Raw genomic sequence first — 21,124 nt, forward strand, 5'->3', positions numbered from 1 at the left:
ATGATGCTTCTAAAACTAACTAAACCAAGCCTCGCCATACTCTCTGTTCTCGGATTGAGTGCGTGTACAACTTTGGGTCCGGATTACGTCCACCCAGAGCAAACCGCCTTGCCAGGTGATTGGTCGGTAGAAAAAGCGGCGCAAGACACACAGCAATCCGAGCAAAAACTGCAGCAGTGGTGGCAGCAGTTCAACGATCCAACGCTGAACCAGCTGGTTGAGATGGCGAGCCAACAAAACCTCGATCTTGAGGCGGCGGGACTACGTGTCGTCCAAGCACGCTCACTATTGGGCATCTCAACCGGATTGCAATATCCACAAGTGCAAACCGTCTCCGGTAACCTAGCCAGAGCTTATGTGAACGACCAAGGTGTGAATAACGCTGCCTTGTCGTTTGACGCAGGCTGGGAAATGGACATCTGGGGCAAATACGCACGCGGCATTGAATCTGCCGAAGCGGGATACTATGCATCGATTGCGTCTTACCACGACATCATGGTGACTATCACTGCCGAAGTCGCGCGTAACTACATCAACTACCGCACTTTCCAAGAGCGTATTTTGCTCTCTCGTCGAAATATCGAGATCCAAGAGCGTGTGGTGAATATTACTCAGGTGCAGTTTGATTCGGGTAACGTAACTGAACTCGACGTTCAGCAAGCAAAAAACCAGCTCTTCAACACCAAAGCGGCACAGCCTTCTCTTGAAATCGCGATGAAACAATCCCGCACGGCATTAGCACTGCTTTTAGGCGTGCTACCGGAAGAGATGGAGAAGCTGCTGCAATCAGAAGGCTTCGCTCAGCGCATGGCGGATTATGAAAACCAGTTCAAATCATCCGGCAGAAAGCCTGCTTTATCAGGCAGTGACGAGCGCTCCATCGTACCTCGCCCACCTCGACTCGATGACAAAGTGGATGCGAGCTTAGTGATGCGTCGACCTGATCTTCAAGTATCAGAGATGCAGGCTCGCGCACAAAGCGCCAAGATTGGGGTCGCAGAAACCGCACTTTATCCGAGCTTTTCACTGTTCGGCTCAATCGGTATCGACAGCACAGTACCAGACGGTAGCAGCTTCAGTTTCAGTGACTCACTGACCATGGTCGTTGGCCCTACATTCAGTTGGAACATCTTCCAATACGGCCGAGTGAAGAACAACATCCGCTTCGAAGACGCACGCTTCCAAGAAACACTCACCAACTACAACAAAAAGGTGCTGCAAGCGGTTAATGAAGTGACCAACGCGCTGGAAGCCTACGACTTGTATCTCGAGCAAAAATCACTGCGTCTGCAATCGGTCAACTCATCGATTCGCGCCTTCAACATCTCGATGACGCAGTACGAAAATGGTCAGATCTCTTTTGAACGTCTGCTTAACTCAGTAGAGAAAATGACCCGCGCAGAAGACAGCTACGCCACCATCAAAGGCAACGTTGCCAACCAAGTCGTCGCACTCTACAAATCACTCGGAGGAGGCTGGGAGGCTCAAACAGGCCAACCTTTCCTATCCGAAACCACCGCTAAACAGATGCAAGATCGCAGCGATTGGGATGGTCTGTTGGATGAGGAAGAACGTGTTCTCCCACCACTTCGCCTTGACCAACCATCAGACAAAGCGCAAGCGGACGATGCCCAGAAAAATAGTGCTGAGCAAGATGAGGAGGTGCAGTAATGCCACACGAACTCTCTTGGGGTGATGTTTATTTTTCTCCGTTTTTGCTGGTGTTGATTCTTGCCGTCACCGCCACGTGGATAACGGTGATCATTTTAAACAAGACGCGCTTGTCTCGTTTCATTGCGTTTCCGTCTTTGACATTCATTGCCATCATGGTGTTTTACGTGGTGGCCATCGACAGTTTTTATATACAGTTTTAGGTGCCCAACAAGATGAAAAAACTACTCGTTATTGCACTCAATCTTGTCATTCTTGGTGGCGCGGCATGGCTGGGCTATCAAAAATTCGAAGAGTATTTTAACAACCCGTGGACCCGTGATGGTCAAGTACGCGCGAACGTTATCAAGGTCGCACCTCGTGTGTCTGGTCCTATCGTTAATGTTGCCGTTCTGGACAACCAAGAAGTAAAACAAGGCGACCTGCTATTTGAGATCGACCCGACCACTTACGAAGTTGCCCTATCACAAGCGGAAGTGGCGTTGGAAAAAGCGATCGTCAGCTCTCGCGGTAAAAAGATCGAGTACGATCGTTTAAAAGACATTCGTGCCAAAGACCGCGGCGCAGTTTCTCACAAAGACCTCATCCGTCGTGAGATCACTTATGAAGAGTCCCTACTGCAAATCAAATCAGCAGAAGAACAGCTTAAATCTGCACGCCTAAATCTTGGCTACACCAAAGTGTACGCATCGGTCGATGGCTTTGTTTCTAACCTTGATATCCGTAACGGCACACAAGCCGTGGCAAACCAGCCGTTAGTGGCACTTATCGACAAACATAGCTTCTGGGTATTTGGTTTCTTCCGTGAGAGTCAATTGGCGCAAATCGCTCCGGGTAGCGATGCTCGTGTGACCTTGATGTCTCACCCAGACACACCAATCGACGCTACGGTGGACTCGATTGGCTGGGGTATCGCACCTAAAGACGGCACGGTGGGTTACAACCTGCTACCAAACGTGAATCCGGTATTCCAATGGATTCGCTTAGCGCAACGTATTCCCGTTCGCGTTTCTCTACATGAATTGCCAGAAGGCGTTGACCTTCGCTTTGGCCTTTCTGCTTCCATCATGGTGATGAAAGACTCATCACAAGAACAAGAGTAGGAGTTAAAAGGGCATAACCATGGTTATTGGAAAAAAACTCAAAAATATCAATGAAGAAAACAACTTCTTCTATCTGACCCTAGCGCTTATCGGACTATTGATTGGCGGTGCGTTTGTACAGGTTGTTGGAGAAGGAGCAATGGAGCATCTATTGCAAGGTTTCACCATCATCACCTTTATCGTCTGCATGGCGAGCTTGCGCTTTGACAAAAACTGGTCGCGCTTTCTCTACACCTTGCTTGGCACCTGGGTCGTAGTGATCGTCATCAAGGCCGTTCTGGGCATTAAAGAGATGGATGTGGTGATGCTTGCTCTCACCTTCGCGTTCTTCTTTGGTACGTTCAAATCTATTGCGCGACAAATTCTTTTCACTGGGCATGTGAACACCAACAAAGTGATTGGCTCAGTTGCCCTGTTTTTGCTGTTGGGTCTAATGTGGGCAATTGCTTACCTCATTCTTCTTGAGTTCTCTCCAAACTCCTTCACAGGGATGGAAGCCATCTCTTGGGGGCAGAACTTCTCAAATGCAGCGTATTTCAGTTTCGTCACCTTAACCACACTAGGTTACGGCGACATCAGCCCTCTAACACCATTGGCACAAGTCGTTGTGTATTTAGAGGCCATTGTAGGCGTGTTTTATATGGCGATTGTTGTTTCAAGTCTCGTCAGTTCCAACATTGAACATCAGGTAAACAAAAATGGATAAACAATCGGAAAAAAATGAGAGTAAGATTTTCATCAGTAACATGGTGGAATCTGCTATACGAATCGGCTTGATTTTAATCTTGCTGATGTTTACGTACGACATCATCAAACCTTTCATTCTTCCTGTGATTTGGGGTGCCATCATCGCGGTAGCATTGATGCCAATTTGTAAAAAGCTGGAAAGGGTGTACGGTGGCAAACGTGGTCTAGCCGCAACGACAATTGCATTGTTGGGTATCGCCCTTCTGGTGGCACCTCTTGTCATGGTTTCGGGCTCTATTGTTGATGGTGCAACTCACGCACTTGAAGTACTGCAAAACGGTGACATCAAAATCCCTGGTCCAAAACCTTCTGTTGCTGAATGGCCTCTTGTCGGTGACAAGCTTTACGAAGTATGGACACTGTTTGCGACTAACTTAGAAAAAGCAATTCAAACCTTCATGCCACAAATCAAGTCGGGTCTAACGTCTCTGCTTGGCATGGTCGGTGGTGCTCTAGGTAGCTTGCTACTTTCTATCATTTCACTAGCGATTGCTGCTGGCTTTATGACTTACTCGGAGTCAATTGCCTCTGGCTTGCGAACCGTTGCTGTACGTACGGCAGGTGATAACGCGAAGAGTTGGACAACGCTTATTGCCGCAACCATTAAGAGTGTATTGCTTGGCGTAGTGGGTGTCGCTGCAATCCAAGCGCTACTGATTGGTGCGGGCTTCTTTATCTTTGGCGTTCCGGCAGCAGGCCTACTGACTCTGATTCTGATGATTCTTTGTATCGCTCAGCTCCCTGCACTGCTTGCTGTACTGCCAGTGGTTGGCTACATGTACATGACCAACGACACGAGCACAGCAACCATGTTTACGGTTTGGGTTGTGGTCGCAGCGCTGTCTGAGAACTTGTTTAAACCAATGTTGATGGGCCGCGGGGTTGATGTTCCAATGCCAGTGATTCTGCTTGGTGCAATCGGCGGTATGCTCTTCTACGGCATCGTTGGTCTGTTCTTGGGTGCCGTTATCCTAGCAATTTGGTACGAACTGTTCGTTTGGTGGTTAAGCATTGAGAAAGCACAACAGCAAGAAGAGAGCTTGCGAGAAGAGAAGGATGAAGCACAAGCCGAATCAGGCCACGGCGCGGGCATCTAATCTTTATTAATCACCTCATCAATTGAAACAAACCGCTGCCTTTGCAGCGGTTTGCGCAACTAAGTTCACAGTTTCATTGTTTGCTATCCGATTAAAATGACGTTCTTGTTAAATTTTCAATCTTCTTACATTAGGGAGTTGCAATCAGACAATGAACGATGCACTCTCGATGACCACTAATACAGTGCTTAGGATAAAAACAATGAAATTGATCAAGCCTTTAACTTGCGCGCTTGCTCTGGCAATGAGTGGCATGGCTTTCGCGGATGTGACAGTAACCGTACCTGACGACGTTTCTATTTTGGCGGCTAACGGCGAGAAAGTGAAATTATCGGGTGGCTTCTTTGCTTCTGAACGTTCACTAACTCTACCAGATGGCGTTAACCAAGTTGTATTCCGTTACTCACCATACTTCAGCCAAGGCAATGATCGCCTAAGCGTGGAAAGTGACGTTATCGTAACTCGTTTCGACGCAGCAGACGCAGAACTAAGCCTACAAGTTCCTGAATACCGTGACCTTCGCCAAGCGGAAGACAAAATCAAAGACCTAGATTGGAAACTGATTGATGCTTCTGGCAATGCAATTGCGGTAGAGCAAGACAAGCTAATCAAGCCTGGCATGCAAATCGGTCGTGATTACGTGCGCGAAGTGGAAGATTACAACAAGACTGGTGGCGTAGCGGCAATCGGTGTTGCAACAGCAGCGGTTCAACCTGTAACACTTCCTGCAAAAATTCCAGCAGACATGAAGCAAACTAAGCCTGCGACAATGAAAGCAGATTCAACGGCTGAAGAAATGCTACATTTCTGGTACCAAAAAGCGGACGCTGAGACACAAGCGCGCTTTAAAGACTACATCAACCAGCAATAAGCCCGTTGTGTAGTTAACGAAAGATTCAATGCAAAAAGCCACACTCGAGTGTGGCTTTTTTAATTCAGAATTTATACGCCAAGGTCAGCATTGGACCATAGAATCGGTAGGTAACATCGAGCGCGGACTTATCACTTTCATAGTCCACGCCGACTTCGTAATAGTTGAATGACCCCGTCATACTGAACTGATCGGTAAAGAAGTATTTCGCGCCGACATCGAGCTCTAATAAATAGCCCTCGATATCATCTACTGCGAGATAGAAAATCTGCGCATGACTTTTCAAGATCCAATCTTCATTCAGTGAGTATTCGGCTCGGATTCCTAGATCAGGCAAAGGCGCCGTAACATCACTCAATACCGCGTCATCGACAAACATCACTGGGATCTCATCAACACCACTCACCTTTGCGCCAAGCTTGCCATCTAAGCCTAACGACAACCACATCACGTGCAAGCCTGCCAACACGTCCACGGCCCATTTATCGCTAGTATAAAACTGGTAACCATAGCCTAGGCGAGCGATATCGATATTCAGCTCTGTGGTCAGTTTTGAACCCGCCTGAACCGCATAAGTTGTTCCATTTATCGTGACCTCAAAAGGCTTAGTTACCGCCGTGCGAGTTGCCTCACGATGCAAACTACGCCAATCAACGTACATGCTGTGCTTTTTGTTGAAGTAATACTCTACTTCGACATAAGGCAGCACAGTGAACTCTTTCAAATCGAGATCAGATTCGAAATCAATGGTGCGAATTTTGTCGAGGTAAGGGTCGTAAGCGTTGAGTTTTGTATCAGTGCGAGAGAAAAAGCCACCCACTTCCACCTCCCATTCGCCAGCCATCGTAGCAAAAGAAGTGAGCGCCGCAAGGCACACTGCCCAACCTGCTTTTTTCATCATCCTTGAATCCTAAGCGATTGAATTTATGTCTGAAGTAAGTGTAGTTGTAGGAAGGGAGATATGAAAAGTTGACTCGATCGCAACTCTGAATGAAATAAAGATTGTAATGTAGGATAAGCGAGTGGCTTAGCAATTGACGACTTTGGTGCCCGAAAGGATGTCGTGCAACAAACGTCGCTCTGGATGGCAAAAAAGCAAAACGATGTTCACTAGTGAAGTAAATGGTATAAGCATCTCTATCAAATAGCTTAGACACAATCGAAGTGAAGCAGTGACTTTCGTTGTATCGTGACCGTTCTTCATCACGACTTTAATACCAACGAGCCGCATACCTATGGTTTGCCCTTCCCTAAGCAAATTCCAGTTCACTAGCATCAACATAGGTATGGTTAGCACATAGCTAGCCTTGGTATCTTTTACTAACTGAAGGTTTTCACTCAAGGAGAGTTCGAAGCCATTCACAAATGAATTGATGGTCAACGCGATCAGCAACACGAATCCCGTTACGATCATCAGATCGATGAAACCGCCAATAATCCTTTGCTTTCTATTGGCAATAGAACGACTCATACCTAATCCCCTCAAATGCAAGCTGATGCATTCTAGGGACGAGATTGACCATGCTCAATTAAGAGACGTTATAATTGTGACGCTCTCTCAGAAGTGAGATGATCTAAAAATGACTCAGTGCTTACCAATATCTCTCATAAATGATATTACCGCCCGTACGAGCTCGATATTTTTCTAACCCCAACTCTTGCAAAACAGGCGAGGTATCTTTGATCATCTCAGGATTACCGCACATCATCACAAAACTGTTTTCTTTAGAAAAAGGTAGGTCAGCACGATTAGCCAGCTCCCCTGAAGCGATCAAGGCTGGGATACGACCTTGTAACTTATTCGGAGCATTTTCTCGGCTAACAATCGGCACGTAACGCAGGCGACCGTCATAACGCTGCTGAAGCTGTTCAATCAAGTATTTGTACACCAAGTCCCTTTCATAACGCACGCCATGTACCAACACAATATGGTCGCTGTGCGGCAACAAGTTGATGTCATCGAGTAAAGAAAGGAAAGGACCAATCCCCGTCCCCGTAGAAAGTAGCCAGAGATCATTGGCGTGTTTTGGAATGGTGTCGTGGACCAGATCGCCATGAGCGGTTTCACCCACATAGATGCTGTCGCCTGTTTGAAGCTGCTGCAGCCTTGGAGTTAGTTGCCCTTCTGGATTCGCGACAATTAAGAATTCAAGCCATTCAAACTGCTCACTAGGTGCATTTACCACCGAGTACGCACGGCTGATTGAGTTGCCCTGTTCGTCGAGCAGAGCGAGTTTGGTAAACTGTCCGGCTTTGAAGGAGAGAGGCGCACCGGACACCCTTAAACTGAACAGTTCACCTGTCCAGTCGATTCGTTTTTCTACTCTGGCAAGATTGAAACCTTTCAGCTCTGTCATCGGACATCTCCTTTTGGTTGCACTTACTTAAACCTACGCCTCACAACTGACTATGTAAAGTTTTTAGTTTACAAAAATAAGCAACCATTCCATTTCACAATTTACATACAATTTTATTACAATTTAATCAGTTCCATCTAGAATAAATACTCAAAGTGATAAGTCGCTTAGCAAATTGCGGCAACGTCGATGAAAAAGGAACATGAGTAATGGATACGTTATTAAAAGAATTCCCGGTGATTACGGAAATCAAAGTCGCTTGGGGAGAGATGGACGCCCTGCAACACATCAACAATGCGGTGTATTTTCGTTACTTCGAAACTGCGCGTTTGGACTACTTCAACAAGATTAATCTATTAGTAGATTTGCAGACGTCTCACATCGGTCCGGTTTTAAGTGAAACCCAATGCCGTTACAAGCTGCCCGTTACTTTTCCAGATACGCTTTTGATTGGCTCACGCGTTATCGACATGCAAGACGATCGCATGACAATGGAATACCAAGTGCTTAGCAAGAAGTGGGGCAAGATTGTGACTGTCGCCACCGCCACTGGTGTGATGTTTGATTTTAAGAACAACGTGAAAGCCGCAATTCCAGATCATGTTCGCCAGTCGATTTTAGAACTGGAAAGCACCGTGGGCAGTACGCATCATTTGGAGTAATAAAAGAGGCAAGATGCGAGAGAGCAGAATCGAGATTCCCGACTGCGCTCCTTCGTCGCTATCGGGAATGACGCAGAGGAACTCTTCCAGCCTACGCGATAAGAAAAGCTGTGTCATTCTAGCGAGCCAAGGCGAGACTAAGAATCTACTTACCGCTTGCTGCAGACCATAAAGCAATGAATAAACTCAATATATTCTGAGAGTAGATTCTGAATCACGCTCGTTCCTCGCTGTTCAGAATAACGGTTATCTGCCCTACAATACGAGCTCAGACGTCATTCCGGACGAGCCTAAGCGAGCCATCCGGAATCTCTCTTTGAGACGTTAACCAAATCCAATTAACAGAACGTCTCGATGTACAGCGCTTCCACCTTATCTCTCGCCCATTGCGTTTTACGTAAGAACTTCAACGACGATTTAATCGAAGGGTCTTTCTGAAAACAATTAACACGAACGCGCTCATGCATTCCCTTCCACCCGAAATGCTCAACTAAACGGATAAGGATTTTTTCTAAACTCAACCCGTGAAGTGGGTTATTCGGCTGCTGTTGGCTCATGCTATGGATCCAGTAAAGTGAAGTTGCGCGCTAATCTAACTCAAACTCGCCGTGCAACCTAATGTTTTAGCCTTGAATTGCCCTGCAACTCTCCCCTATAGTAGCTCAAACTTCTTAAAAGCCCCTTTTCATTATGAAAGCCCTCAACGATCTGAATATCTTTGTCGAAACCGCACGCCAAGGCAGTTTTTCGAAAGCCGCTAACAGCATGGACATGACACCAGCAGCCATTAGTGCATCGATCAAACGTCTTGAAGGGCAGATTGGCTTTCCGCTGTTTGTACGCTCGACTCGCAGCCTACGTCTAACCTCCGAAGGCGAACTGTTCCTAGATAAAACCACCCAAGCATTAGCAACATTGCAAGAAGGTTTGGATCAGATCTCAAGCGCGCGTGGTGAGTTATCAGGTCAATTGCACATCACGGCACCATCTGACTTTGGTCGTAACATGCTGCTTGATTGGGTCGATGAGTTTATCGAGCTCTACCCTAACGTCTCTATCAAGTTAGAGCTGTCTGACAGCTTGACGGATATGTACACCAAACCCGTCGATATTGCGATTCGATACGGTGAACCCGCAGATTCTAACTTAGTTGTGCTGGCATTATGCGGGGCGAACGAGCGGATCTTATGTGCCTCCCCAGAATACGTTGCGAGCAATCCAGAATTGACCAAACCAGAAGATCTCCACCAGCACAACTGCTTGTGTTACATGGTAGCGGACTCGGTTTACAACAAATGGACACTGACTCGCGAAGGTGAAACAGAACAGGTTGTCGTAAGTGGCAAGCTACTCAGTAACGACAGTGATTTATCCCATCGCTTAGCAATTAAAGGCAAAGGCATTGCCAATAAATCACTGATGGACATCAGCCAAGATTTGATTGAGGGAAGATTAGTACGCGTACTGCCTGAGTGGGATTGTGGTCCCGTACCGCTCTACATGGTGTGCGCTGATCGTCGATTGCTAACACCAACGATTCGTACTTTCCGAGATTTTATCCAAGAGAAATGTTGCCAGCAAAGGAAGTCTGTACTGACAACATTCTGTTCAGAGCGTTAACCAACAAACATCATAGGTCGGATATGGGTGTACTCAAGTAGGCCGTTCTTTTCTAATGTAGAAAAACATTGCGCAATATGAGGGCTTTGTAGGTGCTTGTCTAAAGCTTCTTGCGATGCCCACATTTCTTGGAACATAAACAGGCCTTCGATTTTTTCATCCAAATACAGCTCGTATTGGCAACATCCCTCTTCTTCACGAGTGGGAGCGAGTAGTTCAGTCAGTAACTGAGTCACCTGTTCAATATGGTCAGGAAAAGCTTTAATTTCTGCGACTAGATGGATCATTTTTTATCTCTTTGAGTATGTTTCTATATTCCAACAATCTACTCCTTTCCACCCAAGAGAAAAATCGACCTAAGCGTATAACTTTTTCAAAATAAATTTGAAAATTTATCTGACGCTAATTAAACAACGATTTCACCCACAGCACCAAACTGTCCCATAACTTACCAATCCATGAGCCCTCTTCCACCGCTTGGTTACTTACCAACGGATAGCTTGCTACTGTTTGATCGTCACTCTTCCACACGACTTTACCAACCACATCGCCTTTCGCGATGGGTGCAATCAACGGTTCATTCACGACCACGCTCTTGTCTAAACCAGCGGTTAGAGAACGAGGCAGCGTCAGGTACGCATCTTGAGCAAAGCCCAAATCAATCTCACTGACATCGCCTTTCCACACTTTTGCACTCGCCTGCACTTCTCCCTGTTTTGCCACTTGTTTGGTGTCATAAAAACGGAAGCCGTAACTGAGTAAGTTCTTAGACTGGGTGATTCGCGATTGTTTACTTGGCGTCCCCATGACGACAGAGATCAATCGCATCTTTCCTTGTTTAGCAGAGCTCACCAAACTGTATCCCGCATTACTGGTGTAGCCCGTTTTACCTCCATCGACATCCATCGATTTATCCCATAGCAACTTATTGCGGTTGTATTGGGTGATCTTGTTCCACTTGAACACCTTCTCACTGTAGAGGGCGTAAACATCAGGCACGTCATTGATGATGGCTTGCATCAGTGTTGCCATATCATTGGGGGAAGTCTGAATGCCCTCACTATCCAGTCCATGTGAGTTAACGAAGTAGGTATCATTCAAACTGAGCTTGTCGGCCCAACCGTTCATGAGCGCGACAAATGCTCCTTCGCTACCGGCAACATGCTCGGCGAGCGCCACACAGGCATCATTACCGGACTGAATGATCACGCCACGCATTAGGTTAGCAACGGTGATTTCATCTTTGGGTTGGATAAACATTTTTGAGGAATCCGGGAATTTGGCCGACCACGCGTTTTCACTCACCGTCACTTTGTCATCCCAATTGAGTCGCCCTGCTTTGATCTCTGTACCTACCACATAGGCTGTCATCAGCTTAGTTAAACTGGCAGGGGCTAATCCAGCACGCGCGTTTTGCTCCGCAATGATGGCGCCGGACTGAAAGTCCATGAGCACATAACCTTTCGCCTGCAACTGAGGCGGATTCGGCGTTACGACCGCCAGTGCGGGTGCGCTAAAAGTCTGTAGTAATAAACAAGCAAGCGTAATTCGGGTTAGTGACGTGTTCATCAAGCATCCTCCATGGTCAATGACCGCCAAATGTCTCGTTTCATAAAAACTGTTCAAGATGGTGATAAGACAGTGATTTCCAAACTTCACCTAACAGATCATAGTTCACTCAGTGCATACCAACACGGAAAGATCGAAGAGTTTCAGTTTTGATTGCCTTTCAGGAGTCAAAAATCGAGTTCTTACAACAAATCGGTTGTTTCTAATAAGGAATTCGATATCGTAAAGCGACTATAAACAAGGACAGACCATAACAATGAACGCTCAATCATTTATCGACGCAGGATTGCATTACACGCCCCACTCGTTCACCGTGCCACTGGATTACCAAGATCTAAGCAAAGGCACGATAAGCGTCTTCGCTCGCTCCGTTTGTTTGGTCGGCGATGAAGACTCAGACAAACCGTGGTTAGTGTATTTTCAAGGCGGTCCGGGCTTCCCTTCTCCTCGTCCAAACGGAAACAACGGCTGGATCAAACGCGCATTGAGTGAGTATCGTGTACTGTTGCTCGACCAACGCGGCACAGGCAACAGCAGCGTGATTAACCACCAGACGCTTGCCCCCCTCACACCGGAGCAACAAGCAGACTACTTAAGCCACTTCCGCGCAAACAACATTGTTCGCGATGCGGAATTTATCCGTGAACAATTTGGTGTTGAGAAGTGGGCGATTTTGGGTCAGAGCTTTGGTGGTTTTTGTTCATTAACTTACCTATCGCTATTCCCAGACAGCTTGCTGCAAAGCTATATCACGGGTGGTGTACCTTCGGTTTCTCGTCATGCGGATGATGTCTATCACGCAACCTTCAAACGTACGATGGAGAAGAACCAAGCCTTCTTCCAGCAATTCCCACAAGCGCAGCAGCTGTGCCAGAACATTGCTAATCATCTGTTGGCGAATGAAGAGTTTCTGCCGAATGGTCAGCGTTTTACTGTCGAACAGTTCCAACAAATCGGGATTAACTTTGGCGTCAGTGATACCTTCTTGCCAACTTACTACTGGCTAGAAAGTGCATTGATTGAGGTGAACGGTAAACCTCAGCTTCGTTATGAATTCCTCAACGATATGCTGGCGCAACAAAACTTCCAGACCAATCCAATTTACGCGATTCTACACGAGTCGATTTACTGCCAAGGGTTTGCTTCTCAATGGAGCGCGCACCGAGTACGTCAAGAGCACGATGCGTTCAACTACGAACAAGGCAAGCCGTTCTACTTCACCGGAGAAATGGTCTTCCCTTGGATGTTCGACCAATACGTAAATCTAAAGCCATTAAAAGAGGCAGCAGAATTACTGGCAGAAAAAGCCGATTGGACGCCACTATACGATGCGCAGCAACTGGCAAACAATAAGGTGCCGGTAAGCTGCGCCGTCTATGCTGACGATATGTTTGTGGAGATGGACATCAGCCGTGAAACACTCGCTGCGATGCCAAACTCAAAAGCGTGGATCACCAACGAATATGAGCACAACGGTCTTCGCGCGGATGGCGAGCGCATTCTCGACAAGTTAATTGCAATGGGAAAACAAACCGAAGCGACACTGAAATAAGCGGCTAACGCCAGATATCCGCTAATAACCTAGATAGAAAAACGCCTCTTTATCACGAGATAGAGAGGCGCTTTTTATTCTGGTTTGAGTGCTTATTACGATTAATCTTTGACCCGCTTGGTCATCATTTTGGTGATCACGCGGTAACCCATCTTATGATAAAAATCCTCGCCTTCGTGATTAAATGAAGCCACGGTTAAACCAATTTCTTCAATGCCTTGGCTGCATAAATCGCTCTCGATTTTATCCATCAAAGACAAACCAATACCTAAGTTTCGGTGGCTTTCAGACACCACCAACTCGTTGATATAACCAACGCGTTTTTCCGGAGAAAGCATCGAGTTAACCTCTCGAATGGTACCAGAGATAAAACCAACCACTTCTCGGTGTGAACAAGCAATAAAAGCCGTGATGCTGCCATCAAAGTATTTATCGAAGGTATTACGTTCCTCTCTGAGCTTTGCCATTTCCTCCGGTGAGCGGTAGAAGTCTGGCTCAGCCTCATAGTGGGAAGTGTCGAGTTCAACTAAGAGCGTTTTCAACAGTGGTACGTCTTCTTCTCTTAATCTTCTGATATGGAACTGTTGCATATTGAATTCCTTTGCCAACCGATCTGCATCAAGCACAGATCTTTGCTTCAACTGGTTATCGGATAAGAAGTTTTAGGAATGTGAAGCAAATCAACAGTACAAATTTCGACCATGCATGTCGAGTACGTTTTCTACACTTTTCTGGGTTTTTACTGATAACTTGAACACCCACAAAGAATTTAGGGTGATTCAATCCAATAACCCTCAATAGCACGGTGCTGTATTGATGGAAGAAATATCCGCATAGTTTGTCCGTATTTCCGACTAAATTACTCAGGTATACTCCGAGCCGCTAAAATTGTTAGGTATCGAGTCGTCAAACTAGCGACGTGTCGAACCATCGAACCTTAAAGTAAGGAATAATCATGAGTCAGTATGTTGTCTGCGCCTTGTATAAGTTTGTGGAACTGGAAAACTACCAAGAGTTACGCGAGCCATTGCTTGCCCTAATGGAAGCCCACGGTGTACATGGAACGTTGCTACTGGCGAGTGAAGGTATTAATGGTACGGTTGCAGCGAAACGTGAAGGTATTGATACACTGCTTGCATGGCTAAATGACGAGCCTCGCCTTAATGGCATTGTTTACAAAGAGTCATACTCAGATACTCAACCGTTTAACCGCACCAAGGTAAAACTCAAGAAAGAGATCGTGACATTGGGCGTTGAAGGCATCGATCCTCGCCATGTCGTTGGCACCTATGTGAAGCCTCAAGATTGGAACGATCTGATTGCTGATCCAGAGGTATTTGTGGTTGATACTCGTAACGACTATGAAATTGAGATCGGAACATTTAAAGGTGCAGTTAACCCAAATACGGACACGTTCCGCGAATTTCCTGACTATGTAAAACAAAACATGGACCCAGAGAAACACAAAAAAGTCGCGATGTTCTGTACTGGTGGTATTCGCTGTGAAAAGTCGACTGCTTACATGAAAGAGCAGGGTTTTGATGAGGTTTACCACCTAGAAGGCGGTATTCTGAAATACCTTGAAGAAGTACCAGAAGAAGAAAGCATGTGGGAAGGCGACTGCTACGTATTCGACGGTCGCGTTGCGGTTAACCATCAGTTGGAAAAAGCAGACTACGACTTGTGTAACGCTTGCCGACTGCCAATCACAGAAGAAGACAAACGATCAGAGCAGTTTGAGCAAGGCGTAAGCTGCCCAAAATGTTTTGGTAAACACAGCGAAGAACAAGTAGCGCGCTTCCGTGAACGTGAAAAGCAAGTATCGTTAGCTGCGGTTCGTGGCGAGCAGCACGTCGGTGGTGAGAGTGCCAAACAACGTCAGCAACGACGTGCAGAAAAACTGGCAAAGAAAGACGCACAACGTAAACAAGCGTAATTAGTAAGGTGCGAGCTAACAAACTGAGCTCGCACTTTCTCCTCTTTCAATCTAATTTCAATAGAGCTCGTTGTCTTTCAGCAACACTTCCAGCTCATTCGTACCACTCCTACTTGGCTGTCCAACCATTTCATCATAGGCACTTTGTTGGCGAAGCACCTGTTTGTTCGCTTTCAAATTACGACACTGTTTTTGCAACTCCAGTATCGAATGCGCCCTTAAAAACTTCCCTTTGTCATCTGTGACAAAGTGCTCTTCTCCATCGACAAATACTGAAACCTGATACAAAGCGAGATCGAGAGAGTAGATGACAAGCTTGTCGATATAGAAGAATTTTTCCAGTTTACTGAGTGGCATAGACATAAAGCACCTCCTTGCTCCGTGCCTTTACGTCAACTGCAATAAAATCGATCACCGAGTGAGAAATTTGCCTCTCTCATGCGTAGAAATCGGAAAACCAGTGAGGGCTCCGATGCAAACAATCAACTTAGTATGGCTAAAACGCGACTTACGCCTGACCGACCACCTCCCTTTGCAGCATGCTCTATCTTCTAAGAATCCAACAGTGCTGCTCTATATTTTCGAGCCCATGCTGCTGGATGACCCACATTACTCCGAACGTCATTGGCGCTTTGTTTGGCAGTCACTCCAAGACATGAACGCACAACTTACTTCATACGGCCAAAAAGTCTCAGTAATGTTTGGCAATGCTCGGGATTGTTTGAGTGCGATTCAAAACCAATTCAGCATCGATGCCGTTTTCTCCCATCAAGAAATTGGATTGAATCGTACGTTTGAGCGAGACAAACAAGTATCAGCATGGCTTCAAGCACAAGGCATTCCATGGCATGAGTTTGAACATGGCGCAGTTGTGCGAGGCGCAAAAGACCGATTCGGCTGGGACAAACATTGGGATACCGTTATGCGATCTCCGATAGAAGAGGTTGAACTTGAAAGCGCTTCTCTTATTACTCTCGATGTCGAAGCGCTAGGTTTCACCTTTACTCCTCCCCCTTCTTGGTTAGAAAAAGTAAAAGGCATGCAAACTGGCGGGAGCTCACTCGCTTGGCAAACATTGGAAGACTTTTTTCAACGCCGAGGACGAGATTATTACCGCAGTATTTCTAGCCCGACTGCATCTCGGACAGCCTGTACTCGCCTCTCTCCCTATCTTGCATGGGGTAATATTTCACTTCGAGAAGTGTATCAGTACCTGTTGCAACATTGGCAAGTGACGGGGTTTCGTCGCAGCCTAATTGCGTTGTCTTCAAGGCTTCATTGGCATTGTCATTTTATGCAGAAATTTGAATCTGAATGTGAGATGGAATTTCGCTGTGTGAACCAAGCCTATGACCCCTTGCTTCGCCAAGCGAGCAACAACGACCCAATCCGACTAGATGCTTGGAAGGCGGGAACCACCGGCATACCTCTCGTCGATGCCTGTATGCGCTGCCTTCATCACACCGGATACATCAACTTTCGCATGCGTGCGATGTTAGTGAGCTTTTTAACACATCATATGAACATGGACTGGCGCGATGGCGTAACTCACCTAGCACAGCTCTTTCTCGATTTTGAACCGGGTATCCATTACCCACAGTTTCAAATGCAGGCCGGCGTGACGGGCACCAATACCATTCGTATCTACAATCCGACGAAACAAGCACAAGAACACGATACAGATGGTGAATTCATTCATAAGTGGATTCCGGAGCTCGCTAAGGTGCCCGCCCCACTGTTGTTTGAACCTTGGAAAATGACCGCAATGGAAGTCGTAATGTACCAGTTAGAACCGGATTCAAAATACCTCGCCCCAACAATCGATTTAGAAGCGAGTGCGAAAGCAGCCAGAGAACGCTTATGGGCTTGGCGAAAACGTGTCGACGTAAAAATGGAAGGCACACGCATTTTAGCTCAGCACGTCCGTCCTTCTAATAAAAAGAAAGCCAGTTGATCGCCAAGAAAAAGGCGTGCGTACAAACAGGGACTTTATCAGGGAGAGAGCAGTACCCCAACAACAAAAGGAACGCATTATGTTGAAACGCATCTTGGTTACGACCACGGTTTTGTTCGCCACCCTAACTTTTTTACTGCCAGCGCAAGCACATGAACATGGAATGATGAAAGAAGACATCGTTGATGTGGCTGTAGCAAATGGCTCGTTCAATACGTTGGTCGCAGCAGTCAAAGCCGCAGGCTTAGTGGATACGCTGAAAGGTGAAGGTCCATTCACTGTGTTTGCTCCCACGGATGAAGCATTTGCTAAGCTACCAGATGGAACAGTCGACATGCTACTCATGCCCGAGAACAAAGATCAGCTGGTTGCGATTCTCACTTACCATGTGGTTCCGGGAAAAGTGATGGCCGCAGACGTGGTCAAGATGAATAAAGCGACGACAGTGCAAGGACAAGACGTGATGATAAAAACCATGGGCGACAAAGTCATGGTAAACAACGCAACTGTCATTGCGACTGACGTAAACGCTAAGAATGGCGTGATACACGTTATCGACACCGTAATCATGCCGAAATAACGACATAACATGGAAGGGCGAGGTTTCTCGCCCCTTTTTAGGACATGGAAAACATCAAACTTTCAAAGCACGATATACAAACGATGGAGCAGCGCCAAAGAACTCGATTGGTCAACTCCCTTGCGGGATACAAAAGCGCGAACCTCATCGGAACAAGAGACAGGCAAGGACAAGAGAACCTAGCTATCGTAAGCTCTGTGATCCACTTAGGCTCACATCCACCACTGTTTGGTTTTATTGTACGTCCACGCAAAAGCCGTCGTCATACATTAGAAAACATCCTCGATACCAAGCACTTCACCATTAATGCCATCGGCGTCGATTTCGTCCAAAAAGCACACCAGACCTCCGCCCGCTACCCAAAACAGATATCAGAGTTTGAAGCGGTGGGACTTGCTCCTTACTACGATGATGCGTTTCCTGCGCCATTCGTCCTGGAGAGCAATCTCAAAATGGGGTTGGTGTTGAGAGAGCACATCAAGATCGAAAGCAATCAGACAGAGATGTTGATTGGTGAAGTGTTGGCGGTGCACGCACCTGAAAGAGCCATCATGCCCGATGGTTATCTCGATTTGGAACTGCTCGACTTAGTGACCATTTCCGGGCTGGATAGCTACCACGTCACTCAACGTCTGCATAGGTTAAGTTATGCCAAACCAGACTCTCGCCTATTCCCTCTAACGAGAGAAGGAGAGCCTTCGTCTTGGGGAGCACTTGAAGTCGATATGGACTAACCTCTTTAGATATCAAAAGCTAAATACAGAAGTGGCAGTTTTCTCTGTCTAAGCCGTGTTCACCGGCCCAGTTGGTAAGGTGAGTGCGCCCTGCTTCCAATCCCATTTCGTAACCTTCTAGCAATACCGACTGGCGCATTGATAGACGTTGTACACTGAATTCATCCGGCGGTGCGATAACGCGAATGTGCGTGTCTTTTGGAGGGTTACGAATGAAATCTAGCGATTCATTGTAGTTCTCTGAACGGTGCAGCATTGCCTCTGCCATCTGTGGATGCTCAGCGAACAACTTCTTCATTAACCAAGGCGTTTTCACCGGCTTTTTCTCGTAAGCCAACGGGTGTGAGAGAACCACTGTTATGTCACGAGCACCACGGCGGTATGCTTCTCGAACAGGAATAGAGTCCGCCACACCACCATCGGTATAACAACCACCAGAGAAACAAGGAGTGTGTTTGTAAGCAATAGGCAGTGCCGTCGTCGCTTCCATCGCGTTATGAAAGTTATGGCGGTTCACACGGTAATAATCCGCCTTACCCGTATTCACGTTCGTCGTCGCCGCTAAGAAAGGGATACCCTCAAACAGTTTCGCTTCATCGACTGGGTACAAACGATTTGATTCTTCAAACAACCATTTCACATCGATCAAATCACCGCCTTTTAAAAAACGAGTAGGATCGAAAAAACGTTTGCTGGTTGCTAATTTAGTAATGACGTTGATGCTACGGTGCGGGTAGTCGGTCAAATAACCGATCAAATTTGAAGCCCCTGCCGACACACCAATCGCAAAATCAAATGGTTTGTAGTCTTGTTCTAAGAATGCATCTAATACGCCGCTAGCAAAGACGCCACGCATTGCGCCACCCTCGACTACGATTGCTTTTGTTGCCATGTTTCCCCCCAATAAAGACGTTAAAAAGATTACTGAAATTCATGCTACAGCAACAATCGGTTATTCTTATTATTGAGATAGGCGAAGTCTATGTGTTTCTTGCTTTTTAAGTGGAAACTTAGGATCAAAAAATCCACATCAACTGAGTAGTCAATGTGGATTCTAAGGAGTAGAAACGGGGTTAAGCAAAAACGGTTTTATACGCCTCTGCTGCGCCATCAATAAACATTTGGGTACCAATCACGGCTAGGATCAAACCCATCATTTTGGTGATCACATTCAGTGCACTTGGACCAACGGCTTTAACCAGCTTGTCACCAAATAAAAATAGCACATAAGTGATCGCACACAGTGCGGCGAACGACGCAATTGTAATGATGGTTTGGTCGAACCCACCAGCAGTAGCAAAGTTCATTGCGGTCGCAATCGTACCGGGTCCAGCCAAGATAGGCATTGCTAATGGCGAAACGGCAATGCTAAGTGCTGCTCGCTCTTGCTCTGGCGAATAAGCCTTTTCTTTGGTTTTTTGATGCGTTGATTCCCCCTGAAGCATATGGAAACCAATCAAAAACACCAAAATACCACCGGTAATGCGCAGTGCGTATAACGTAATGCCGAACAAGTCGAAAATCACTTTACCTGCAACAGCAAACACAGCCACGATAACAAAGGCGATGAAAACAGAACGAAACGCAATTGATCGAACCGTTTGTTTATCTTCATCCGCCGTTAAGCTCAAAAAGATAGGGATATTGGCGATCGGGTTCATGATGGCAAAAAAGCCCATAAACACTGTGACCGTATGAAGTATCAGCTCTTTCATGTTCTCCACATTCGGTAACTTATTGATTATTAAAAATCATTATATACCCAACTTTATAAATAACGTCACTTTATGTTCGCATCATTATCTATGATTGTTATCTGTTACCCACTAGTACCAACTTGAAAGCCCTATTGGTTTACGCCCAATATAAATAGCGTTATGGTGAAGATTCAGCCAATACCAACAACAAGCCAAGGAAGTTGATTCATCATGAACAGTACGATTGAAACCATTCTCGGCCATCGCTCTATTCGTAAGTTCACCTCTGAGCCAATTGCAAGTGAGCAACTACAAACGATTCTCCAATCGGGGTTAGCTGCCTCTTCTTCGAGCATGCTGCAAGTCGTGTCGATCATTCGAGTAACAGATACAGAAAAGCGCAAACTGTTAGCGCAATACGCTGGTAACCAAGCTTACGTTGAAAGTGCCGCAGAGTTTTTGGTGTTTTGTATCGATTACCAGCGTCACGCCACTATCAACCCAGACGTTCAAGCCGACTTTACTGAATTGACTCTGATTGGTGCAGTAGACTCTGGCATCATGGCGCAAAACTGTTTGCTTGCTGCCGAGTCTATGGGATTGGGTGGTGTATACATTGGTGGGTTAAGGAACAGCGCCGCACAAGTGGATGAACTGCTCTGTTTACCTAAAAATACCGCCATTCTGTTTGGTATGTGCTTGGGTCACCCGGACCAAAGTCCAGAAACAAAGCCACGTCTGCCAGCACATGTGATTGTTCATGAGAACCAATACCAAGCACTTAACGTTGACGATGTACAAACCTACGATAAAACCATGCAAGAATACTACGCAAGCCGAACAAGTAATCAAAAACAGAGTACATGGTCACAAGAAACCGCCGGAAAGCTAGCAGGAGAGTCTCGTCCTCACATTCTGCCTTATTTGAATAGCAAGGGGTTGGCTAAACGCTAATGATATAGTTCGCTAATCAA

The 21,124-nt window shown here is 46.3% G+C and carries 24 protein-coding genes; 14 read left to right on the forward strand and 10 right to left on the reverse strand.

Annotated elements, in window-relative coordinates:
* The 6 genes from GXP65_RS08030 to GXP65_RS08055 all read left to right on the forward strand — a co-directional run bounded on the left by GXP65_RS08030 (position 1) and on the right by GXP65_RS08055 (position 5,489).
* Positions 1 to 1,671, forward strand: coding sequence for a TolC family protein (locus GXP65_RS08030; protein ID WP_162092496.1), 1,671 nt, complete (start codon positions 1 to 3; stop codon positions 1,669 to 1,671).
* The gene (locus tag GXP65_RS08035) at positions 1,671 to 1,874 is read left to right on the forward strand and encodes a DUF1656 domain-containing protein (protein ID WP_005429344.1); all 204 of its coding nucleotides are present in this window, start codon (positions 1,671 to 1,673) and stop codon (positions 1,872 to 1,874) included. The genes GXP65_RS08030 and GXP65_RS08035 overlap by 1 nt, the downstream gene beginning before the upstream one ends.
* A 12-nt stretch (positions 1,875 to 1,886) precedes the next feature.
* Positions 1,887 to 2,774, forward strand: coding sequence for an HlyD family secretion protein (locus GXP65_RS08040; protein ID WP_045383752.1), 888 nt, complete (start codon positions 1,887 to 1,889; stop codon positions 2,772 to 2,774).
* Between the two features lie 19 nt (positions 2,775 to 2,793).
* Positions 2,794 to 3,480 carry a potassium channel family protein gene (locus GXP65_RS08045; protein WP_005429340.1) on the forward strand — a complete coding sequence of 229 codons (687 nt, stop codon included), beginning with the start codon at positions 2,794 to 2,796 and terminating at the stop codon, positions 3,478 to 3,480.
* Positions 3,473 to 4,618 (forward strand): AI-2E family transporter, encoded by a 1,146-nt coding sequence (locus tag GXP65_RS08050; protein ID WP_005429338.1) that lies wholly within the window; start codon positions 3,473 to 3,475, stop codon positions 4,616 to 4,618. Before GXP65_RS08045 ends, GXP65_RS08050 begins: the two co-directional genes overlap by 8 nt.
* 202 nt (positions 4,619 to 4,820) lie before the next feature.
* Positions 4,821 to 5,489, forward strand: a complete 669-nt coding sequence (locus GXP65_RS08055) for a DUF2057 domain-containing protein (RefSeq protein WP_005429336.1) — start codon at positions 4,821 to 4,823, stop codon at positions 5,487 to 5,489.
* Positions 5,490 to 5,553: 64 nt separating this feature from the next.
* Here the strand turns inward: GXP65_RS08055 and GXP65_RS08060 are convergent, their stop codons facing one another.
* The 3 genes from GXP65_RS08060 to GXP65_RS08070 form a co-directional block, all read right to left on the reverse strand.
* The gene (locus GXP65_RS08060; RefSeq protein ID WP_050913932.1) at positions 5,554 to 6,390 is read right to left on the reverse strand and encodes a DUF481 domain-containing protein; all 837 of its coding nucleotides are present in this window, start codon (positions 6,388 to 6,390) and stop codon (positions 5,554 to 5,556) included.
* 126 nt (positions 6,391 to 6,516) lie between these two features.
* A complete protein-coding gene (locus GXP65_RS08065) occupies positions 6,517 to 6,960 on the reverse strand; it encodes an RDD family protein (RefSeq protein ID WP_162092497.1) in 444 nt (147 codons plus the stop codon).
* Between the two features lie 121 nt (positions 6,961 to 7,081).
* Positions 7,082 to 7,846: a ferredoxin--NADP reductase gene (locus GXP65_RS08070; protein ID WP_005429330.1), complete on the reverse strand. Its 765-nt coding sequence runs from the start codon at positions 7,844 to 7,846 to the stop codon at positions 7,082 to 7,084.
* A gap of 209 nt (positions 7,847 to 8,055) precedes the next feature.
* Here GXP65_RS08070 and GXP65_RS08075 point away from each other — a divergent pair, with 209 nt between their 5' ends.
* A complete protein-coding gene (locus GXP65_RS08075; RefSeq protein WP_162092498.1) occupies positions 8,056 to 8,508 on the forward strand; it encodes a thioesterase family protein in 453 nt (150 codons plus the stop codon).
* Between the two features lie 338 nt (positions 8,509 to 8,846).
* Here the strand turns inward: GXP65_RS08075 and GXP65_RS08080 are convergent, their stop codons facing one another.
* The gene (locus tag GXP65_RS08080; protein ID WP_162092499.1) at positions 8,847 to 9,065 is read right to left on the reverse strand and encodes a VF530 family protein; all 219 of its coding nucleotides are present in this window, start codon (positions 9,063 to 9,065) and stop codon (positions 8,847 to 8,849) included.
* A gap of 133 nt (positions 9,066 to 9,198) precedes the next feature.
* Between GXP65_RS08080 and GXP65_RS08085 the strand changes: the two genes are divergently transcribed.
* A complete protein-coding gene (locus GXP65_RS08085; protein WP_010646831.1) occupies positions 9,199 to 10,128 on the forward strand; it encodes a LysR family transcriptional regulator in 930 nt (309 codons plus the stop codon).
* Here the strand turns inward: GXP65_RS08085 and GXP65_RS08090 are convergent.
* Entirely contained in the window at positions 10,125 to 10,415 is a 291-nt protein-coding gene (locus GXP65_RS08090; protein ID WP_162092500.1) for a putative quinol monooxygenase, read from the reverse strand. The two genes, GXP65_RS08085 and GXP65_RS08090, sit on opposite strands and share 4 nt — an antisense overlap.
* Before the next feature lie 115 nt (positions 10,416 to 10,530).
* A complete protein-coding gene (locus tag GXP65_RS08095; protein ID WP_045374230.1) occupies positions 10,531 to 11,697 on the reverse strand; it encodes a D-alanyl-D-alanine carboxypeptidase family protein in 1,167 nt (388 codons plus the stop codon).
* Between the two features lie 256 nt (positions 11,698 to 11,953).
* Here GXP65_RS08095 and GXP65_RS08100 point away from each other — a divergent pair, with 256 nt between their 5' ends.
* Positions 11,954 to 13,249, forward strand: coding sequence for an alpha/beta fold hydrolase (locus tag GXP65_RS08100; protein WP_162092501.1), 1,296 nt, complete (start codon positions 11,954 to 11,956; stop codon positions 13,247 to 13,249).
* A 101-nt stretch (positions 13,250 to 13,350) separates the two neighbouring features.
* On the opposite strand, the gene GXP65_RS08105 is transcribed toward GXP65_RS08100, so the two are convergent.
* Complete coding sequence (locus GXP65_RS08105) at positions 13,351 to 13,839, reverse strand: GNAT family N-acetyltransferase (protein ID WP_162092502.1); 489 nt, start codon at positions 13,837 to 13,839, stop codon at positions 13,351 to 13,353.
* A gap of 365 nt (positions 13,840 to 14,204) precedes the next feature.
* On the opposite strand from GXP65_RS08105, the gene GXP65_RS08110 reads away from it, so the two are divergent.
* Positions 14,205 to 15,185, forward strand: a complete 981-nt coding sequence (locus GXP65_RS08110; protein ID WP_038891950.1) for a rhodanese-related sulfurtransferase — start codon at positions 14,205 to 14,207, stop codon at positions 15,183 to 15,185.
* Positions 15,186 to 15,242: 57 nt separating this feature from the next.
* On the opposite strand, the gene GXP65_RS08115 is transcribed toward GXP65_RS08110, so the two are convergent.
* The gene (locus GXP65_RS08115) at positions 15,243 to 15,548 is read right to left on the reverse strand and encodes a DUF6482 family protein (RefSeq protein ID WP_050907436.1); all 306 of its coding nucleotides are present in this window, start codon (positions 15,546 to 15,548) and stop codon (positions 15,243 to 15,245) included.
* Positions 15,549 to 15,657: 109 nt separating this feature from the next.
* On the opposite strand from GXP65_RS08115, the gene GXP65_RS08120 reads away from it, so the two are divergent.
* From GXP65_RS08120 to GXP65_RS08130, 3 genes are all read left to right on the forward strand, one after another.
* Positions 15,658 to 17,139, forward strand: a complete 1,482-nt coding sequence (locus GXP65_RS08120; protein WP_162092503.1) for a deoxyribodipyrimidine photo-lyase — start codon at positions 15,658 to 15,660, stop codon at positions 17,137 to 17,139.
* A gap of 79 nt (positions 17,140 to 17,218) precedes the next feature.
* Entirely contained in the window at positions 17,219 to 17,719 is a 501-nt protein-coding gene (locus tag GXP65_RS08125; protein WP_162092504.1) for a fasciclin domain-containing protein, read from the forward strand.
* Positions 17,720 to 17,763: 44 nt separating this feature from the next.
* The gene (locus tag GXP65_RS08130; RefSeq protein WP_162092505.1) at positions 17,764 to 18,453 is read left to right on the forward strand and encodes a flavin reductase; all 690 of its coding nucleotides are present in this window, start codon (positions 17,764 to 17,766) and stop codon (positions 18,451 to 18,453) included.
* Between the two features lie 19 nt (positions 18,454 to 18,472).
* On the opposite strand, the gene GXP65_RS08135 is transcribed toward GXP65_RS08130, so the two are convergent.
* Complete coding sequence (locus GXP65_RS08135) at positions 18,473 to 19,345, reverse strand: patatin family protein (RefSeq protein WP_162092506.1); 873 nt, start codon at positions 19,343 to 19,345, stop codon at positions 18,473 to 18,475.
* A gap of 181 nt (positions 19,346 to 19,526) precedes the next feature.
* Positions 19,527 to 20,168 carry a MarC family protein gene (locus GXP65_RS08140; protein ID WP_162092507.1) on the reverse strand — a complete coding sequence of 214 codons (642 nt, stop codon included), beginning with the start codon at positions 20,166 to 20,168 and terminating at the stop codon, positions 19,527 to 19,529.
* A gap of 213 nt (positions 20,169 to 20,381) precedes the next feature.
* Between GXP65_RS08140 and nfsA the strand changes: the two genes are divergently transcribed.
* Complete coding sequence (gene nfsA, locus GXP65_RS08145; protein WP_162092508.1) at positions 20,382 to 21,104, forward strand: oxygen-insensitive NADPH nitroreductase; 723 nt, start codon at positions 20,382 to 20,384, stop codon at positions 21,102 to 21,104.
* Positions 21,105 to 21,124 lie beyond the last annotated feature (20 nt).

It is taken from the genome of Vibrio sp. LB10LO1 (assembly GCF_010092875.1).
GTDB lineage: Bacteria > Pseudomonadota > Gammaproteobacteria > Enterobacterales > Vibrionaceae > Vibrio > Vibrio campbellii.

Excerpts from the sequence above, each read along its gene's own strand:
- GXP65_RS08030 (WP_162092496.1), top strand. The coding sequence starts at position 1 with ATGATGCTTCTAAAACTAACTAAACCAAGCCTCGCCATACTCTCTGTT.
- GXP65_RS08035 (WP_005429344.1), top strand. The coding sequence starts at position 1,671 with ATGCCACACGAACTCTCTTGGGGTGATGTTTATTTTTCTCCGTTTTTG.
- GXP65_RS08040 (WP_045383752.1), top strand. The coding sequence starts at position 1,887 with ATGAAAAAACTACTCGTTATTGCACTCAATCTTGTCATTCTTGGTGGC.
- GXP65_RS08045 (WP_005429340.1), top strand. The coding sequence starts at position 2,794 with ATGGTTATTGGAAAAAAACTCAAAAATATCAATGAAGAAAACAACTTC.
- GXP65_RS08050 (WP_005429338.1), top strand. The coding sequence starts at position 3,473 with ATGGATAAACAATCGGAAAAAAATGAGAGTAAGATTTTCATCAGTAAC.
- GXP65_RS08055 (WP_005429336.1), top strand. The coding sequence starts at position 4,821 with ATGAAATTGATCAAGCCTTTAACTTGCGCGCTTGCTCTGGCAATGAGT.
- GXP65_RS08060 (WP_050913932.1), bottom strand. The coding sequence starts at position 6,390 with ATGATGAAAAAAGCAGGTTGGGCAGTGTGCCTTGCGGCGCTCACTTCT.
- GXP65_RS08065 (WP_162092497.1), bottom strand. The coding sequence starts at position 6,960 with ATGAGTCGTTCTATTGCCAATAGAAAGCAAAGGATTATTGGCGGTTTC.
- GXP65_RS08070 (WP_005429330.1), bottom strand. The coding sequence starts at position 7,846 with ATGACAGAGCTGAAAGGTTTCAATCTTGCCAGAGTAGAAAAACGAATC.
- GXP65_RS08075 (WP_162092498.1), top strand. The coding sequence starts at position 8,056 with ATGGATACGTTATTAAAAGAATTCCCGGTGATTACGGAAATCAAAGTC.
- GXP65_RS08080 (WP_162092499.1), bottom strand. The coding sequence starts at position 9,065 with ATGAGCCAACAGCAGCCGAATAACCCACTTCACGGGTTGAGTTTAGAA.
- GXP65_RS08085 (WP_010646831.1), top strand. The coding sequence starts at position 9,199 with ATGAAAGCCCTCAACGATCTGAATATCTTTGTCGAAACCGCACGCCAA.
- GXP65_RS08090 (WP_162092500.1), bottom strand. The coding sequence starts at position 10,415 with ATGATCCATCTAGTCGCAGAAATTAAAGCTTTTCCTGACCATATTGAA.
- GXP65_RS08095 (WP_045374230.1), bottom strand. The coding sequence starts at position 11,697 with ATGAACACGTCACTAACCCGAATTACGCTTGCTTGTTTATTACTACAG.
- GXP65_RS08100 (WP_162092501.1), top strand. The coding sequence starts at position 11,954 with ATGAACGCTCAATCATTTATCGACGCAGGATTGCATTACACGCCCCAC.
- GXP65_RS08105 (WP_162092502.1), bottom strand. The coding sequence starts at position 13,839 with ATGCAACAGTTCCATATCAGAAGATTAAGAGAAGAAGACGTACCACTG.
- GXP65_RS08110 (WP_038891950.1), top strand. The coding sequence starts at position 14,205 with ATGAGTCAGTATGTTGTCTGCGCCTTGTATAAGTTTGTGGAACTGGAA.
- GXP65_RS08115 (WP_050907436.1), bottom strand. The coding sequence starts at position 15,548 with ATGTCTATGCCACTCAGTAAACTGGAAAAATTCTTCTATATCGACAAG.
- GXP65_RS08120 (WP_162092503.1), top strand. The coding sequence starts at position 15,658 with ATGCAAACAATCAACTTAGTATGGCTAAAACGCGACTTACGCCTGACC.
- GXP65_RS08125 (WP_162092504.1), top strand. The coding sequence starts at position 17,219 with ATGTTGAAACGCATCTTGGTTACGACCACGGTTTTGTTCGCCACCCTA.
- GXP65_RS08130 (WP_162092505.1), top strand. The coding sequence starts at position 17,764 with ATGGAAAACATCAAACTTTCAAAGCACGATATACAAACGATGGAGCAG.
- GXP65_RS08135 (WP_162092506.1), bottom strand. The coding sequence starts at position 19,345 with ATGGCAACAAAAGCAATCGTAGTCGAGGGTGGCGCAATGCGTGGCGTC.
- GXP65_RS08140 (WP_162092507.1), bottom strand. The coding sequence starts at position 20,168 with ATGAAAGAGCTGATACTTCATACGGTCACAGTGTTTATGGGCTTTTTT.
- nfsA (WP_162092508.1), top strand. The coding sequence starts at position 20,382 with ATGAACAGTACGATTGAAACCATTCTCGGCCATCGCTCTATTCGTAAG.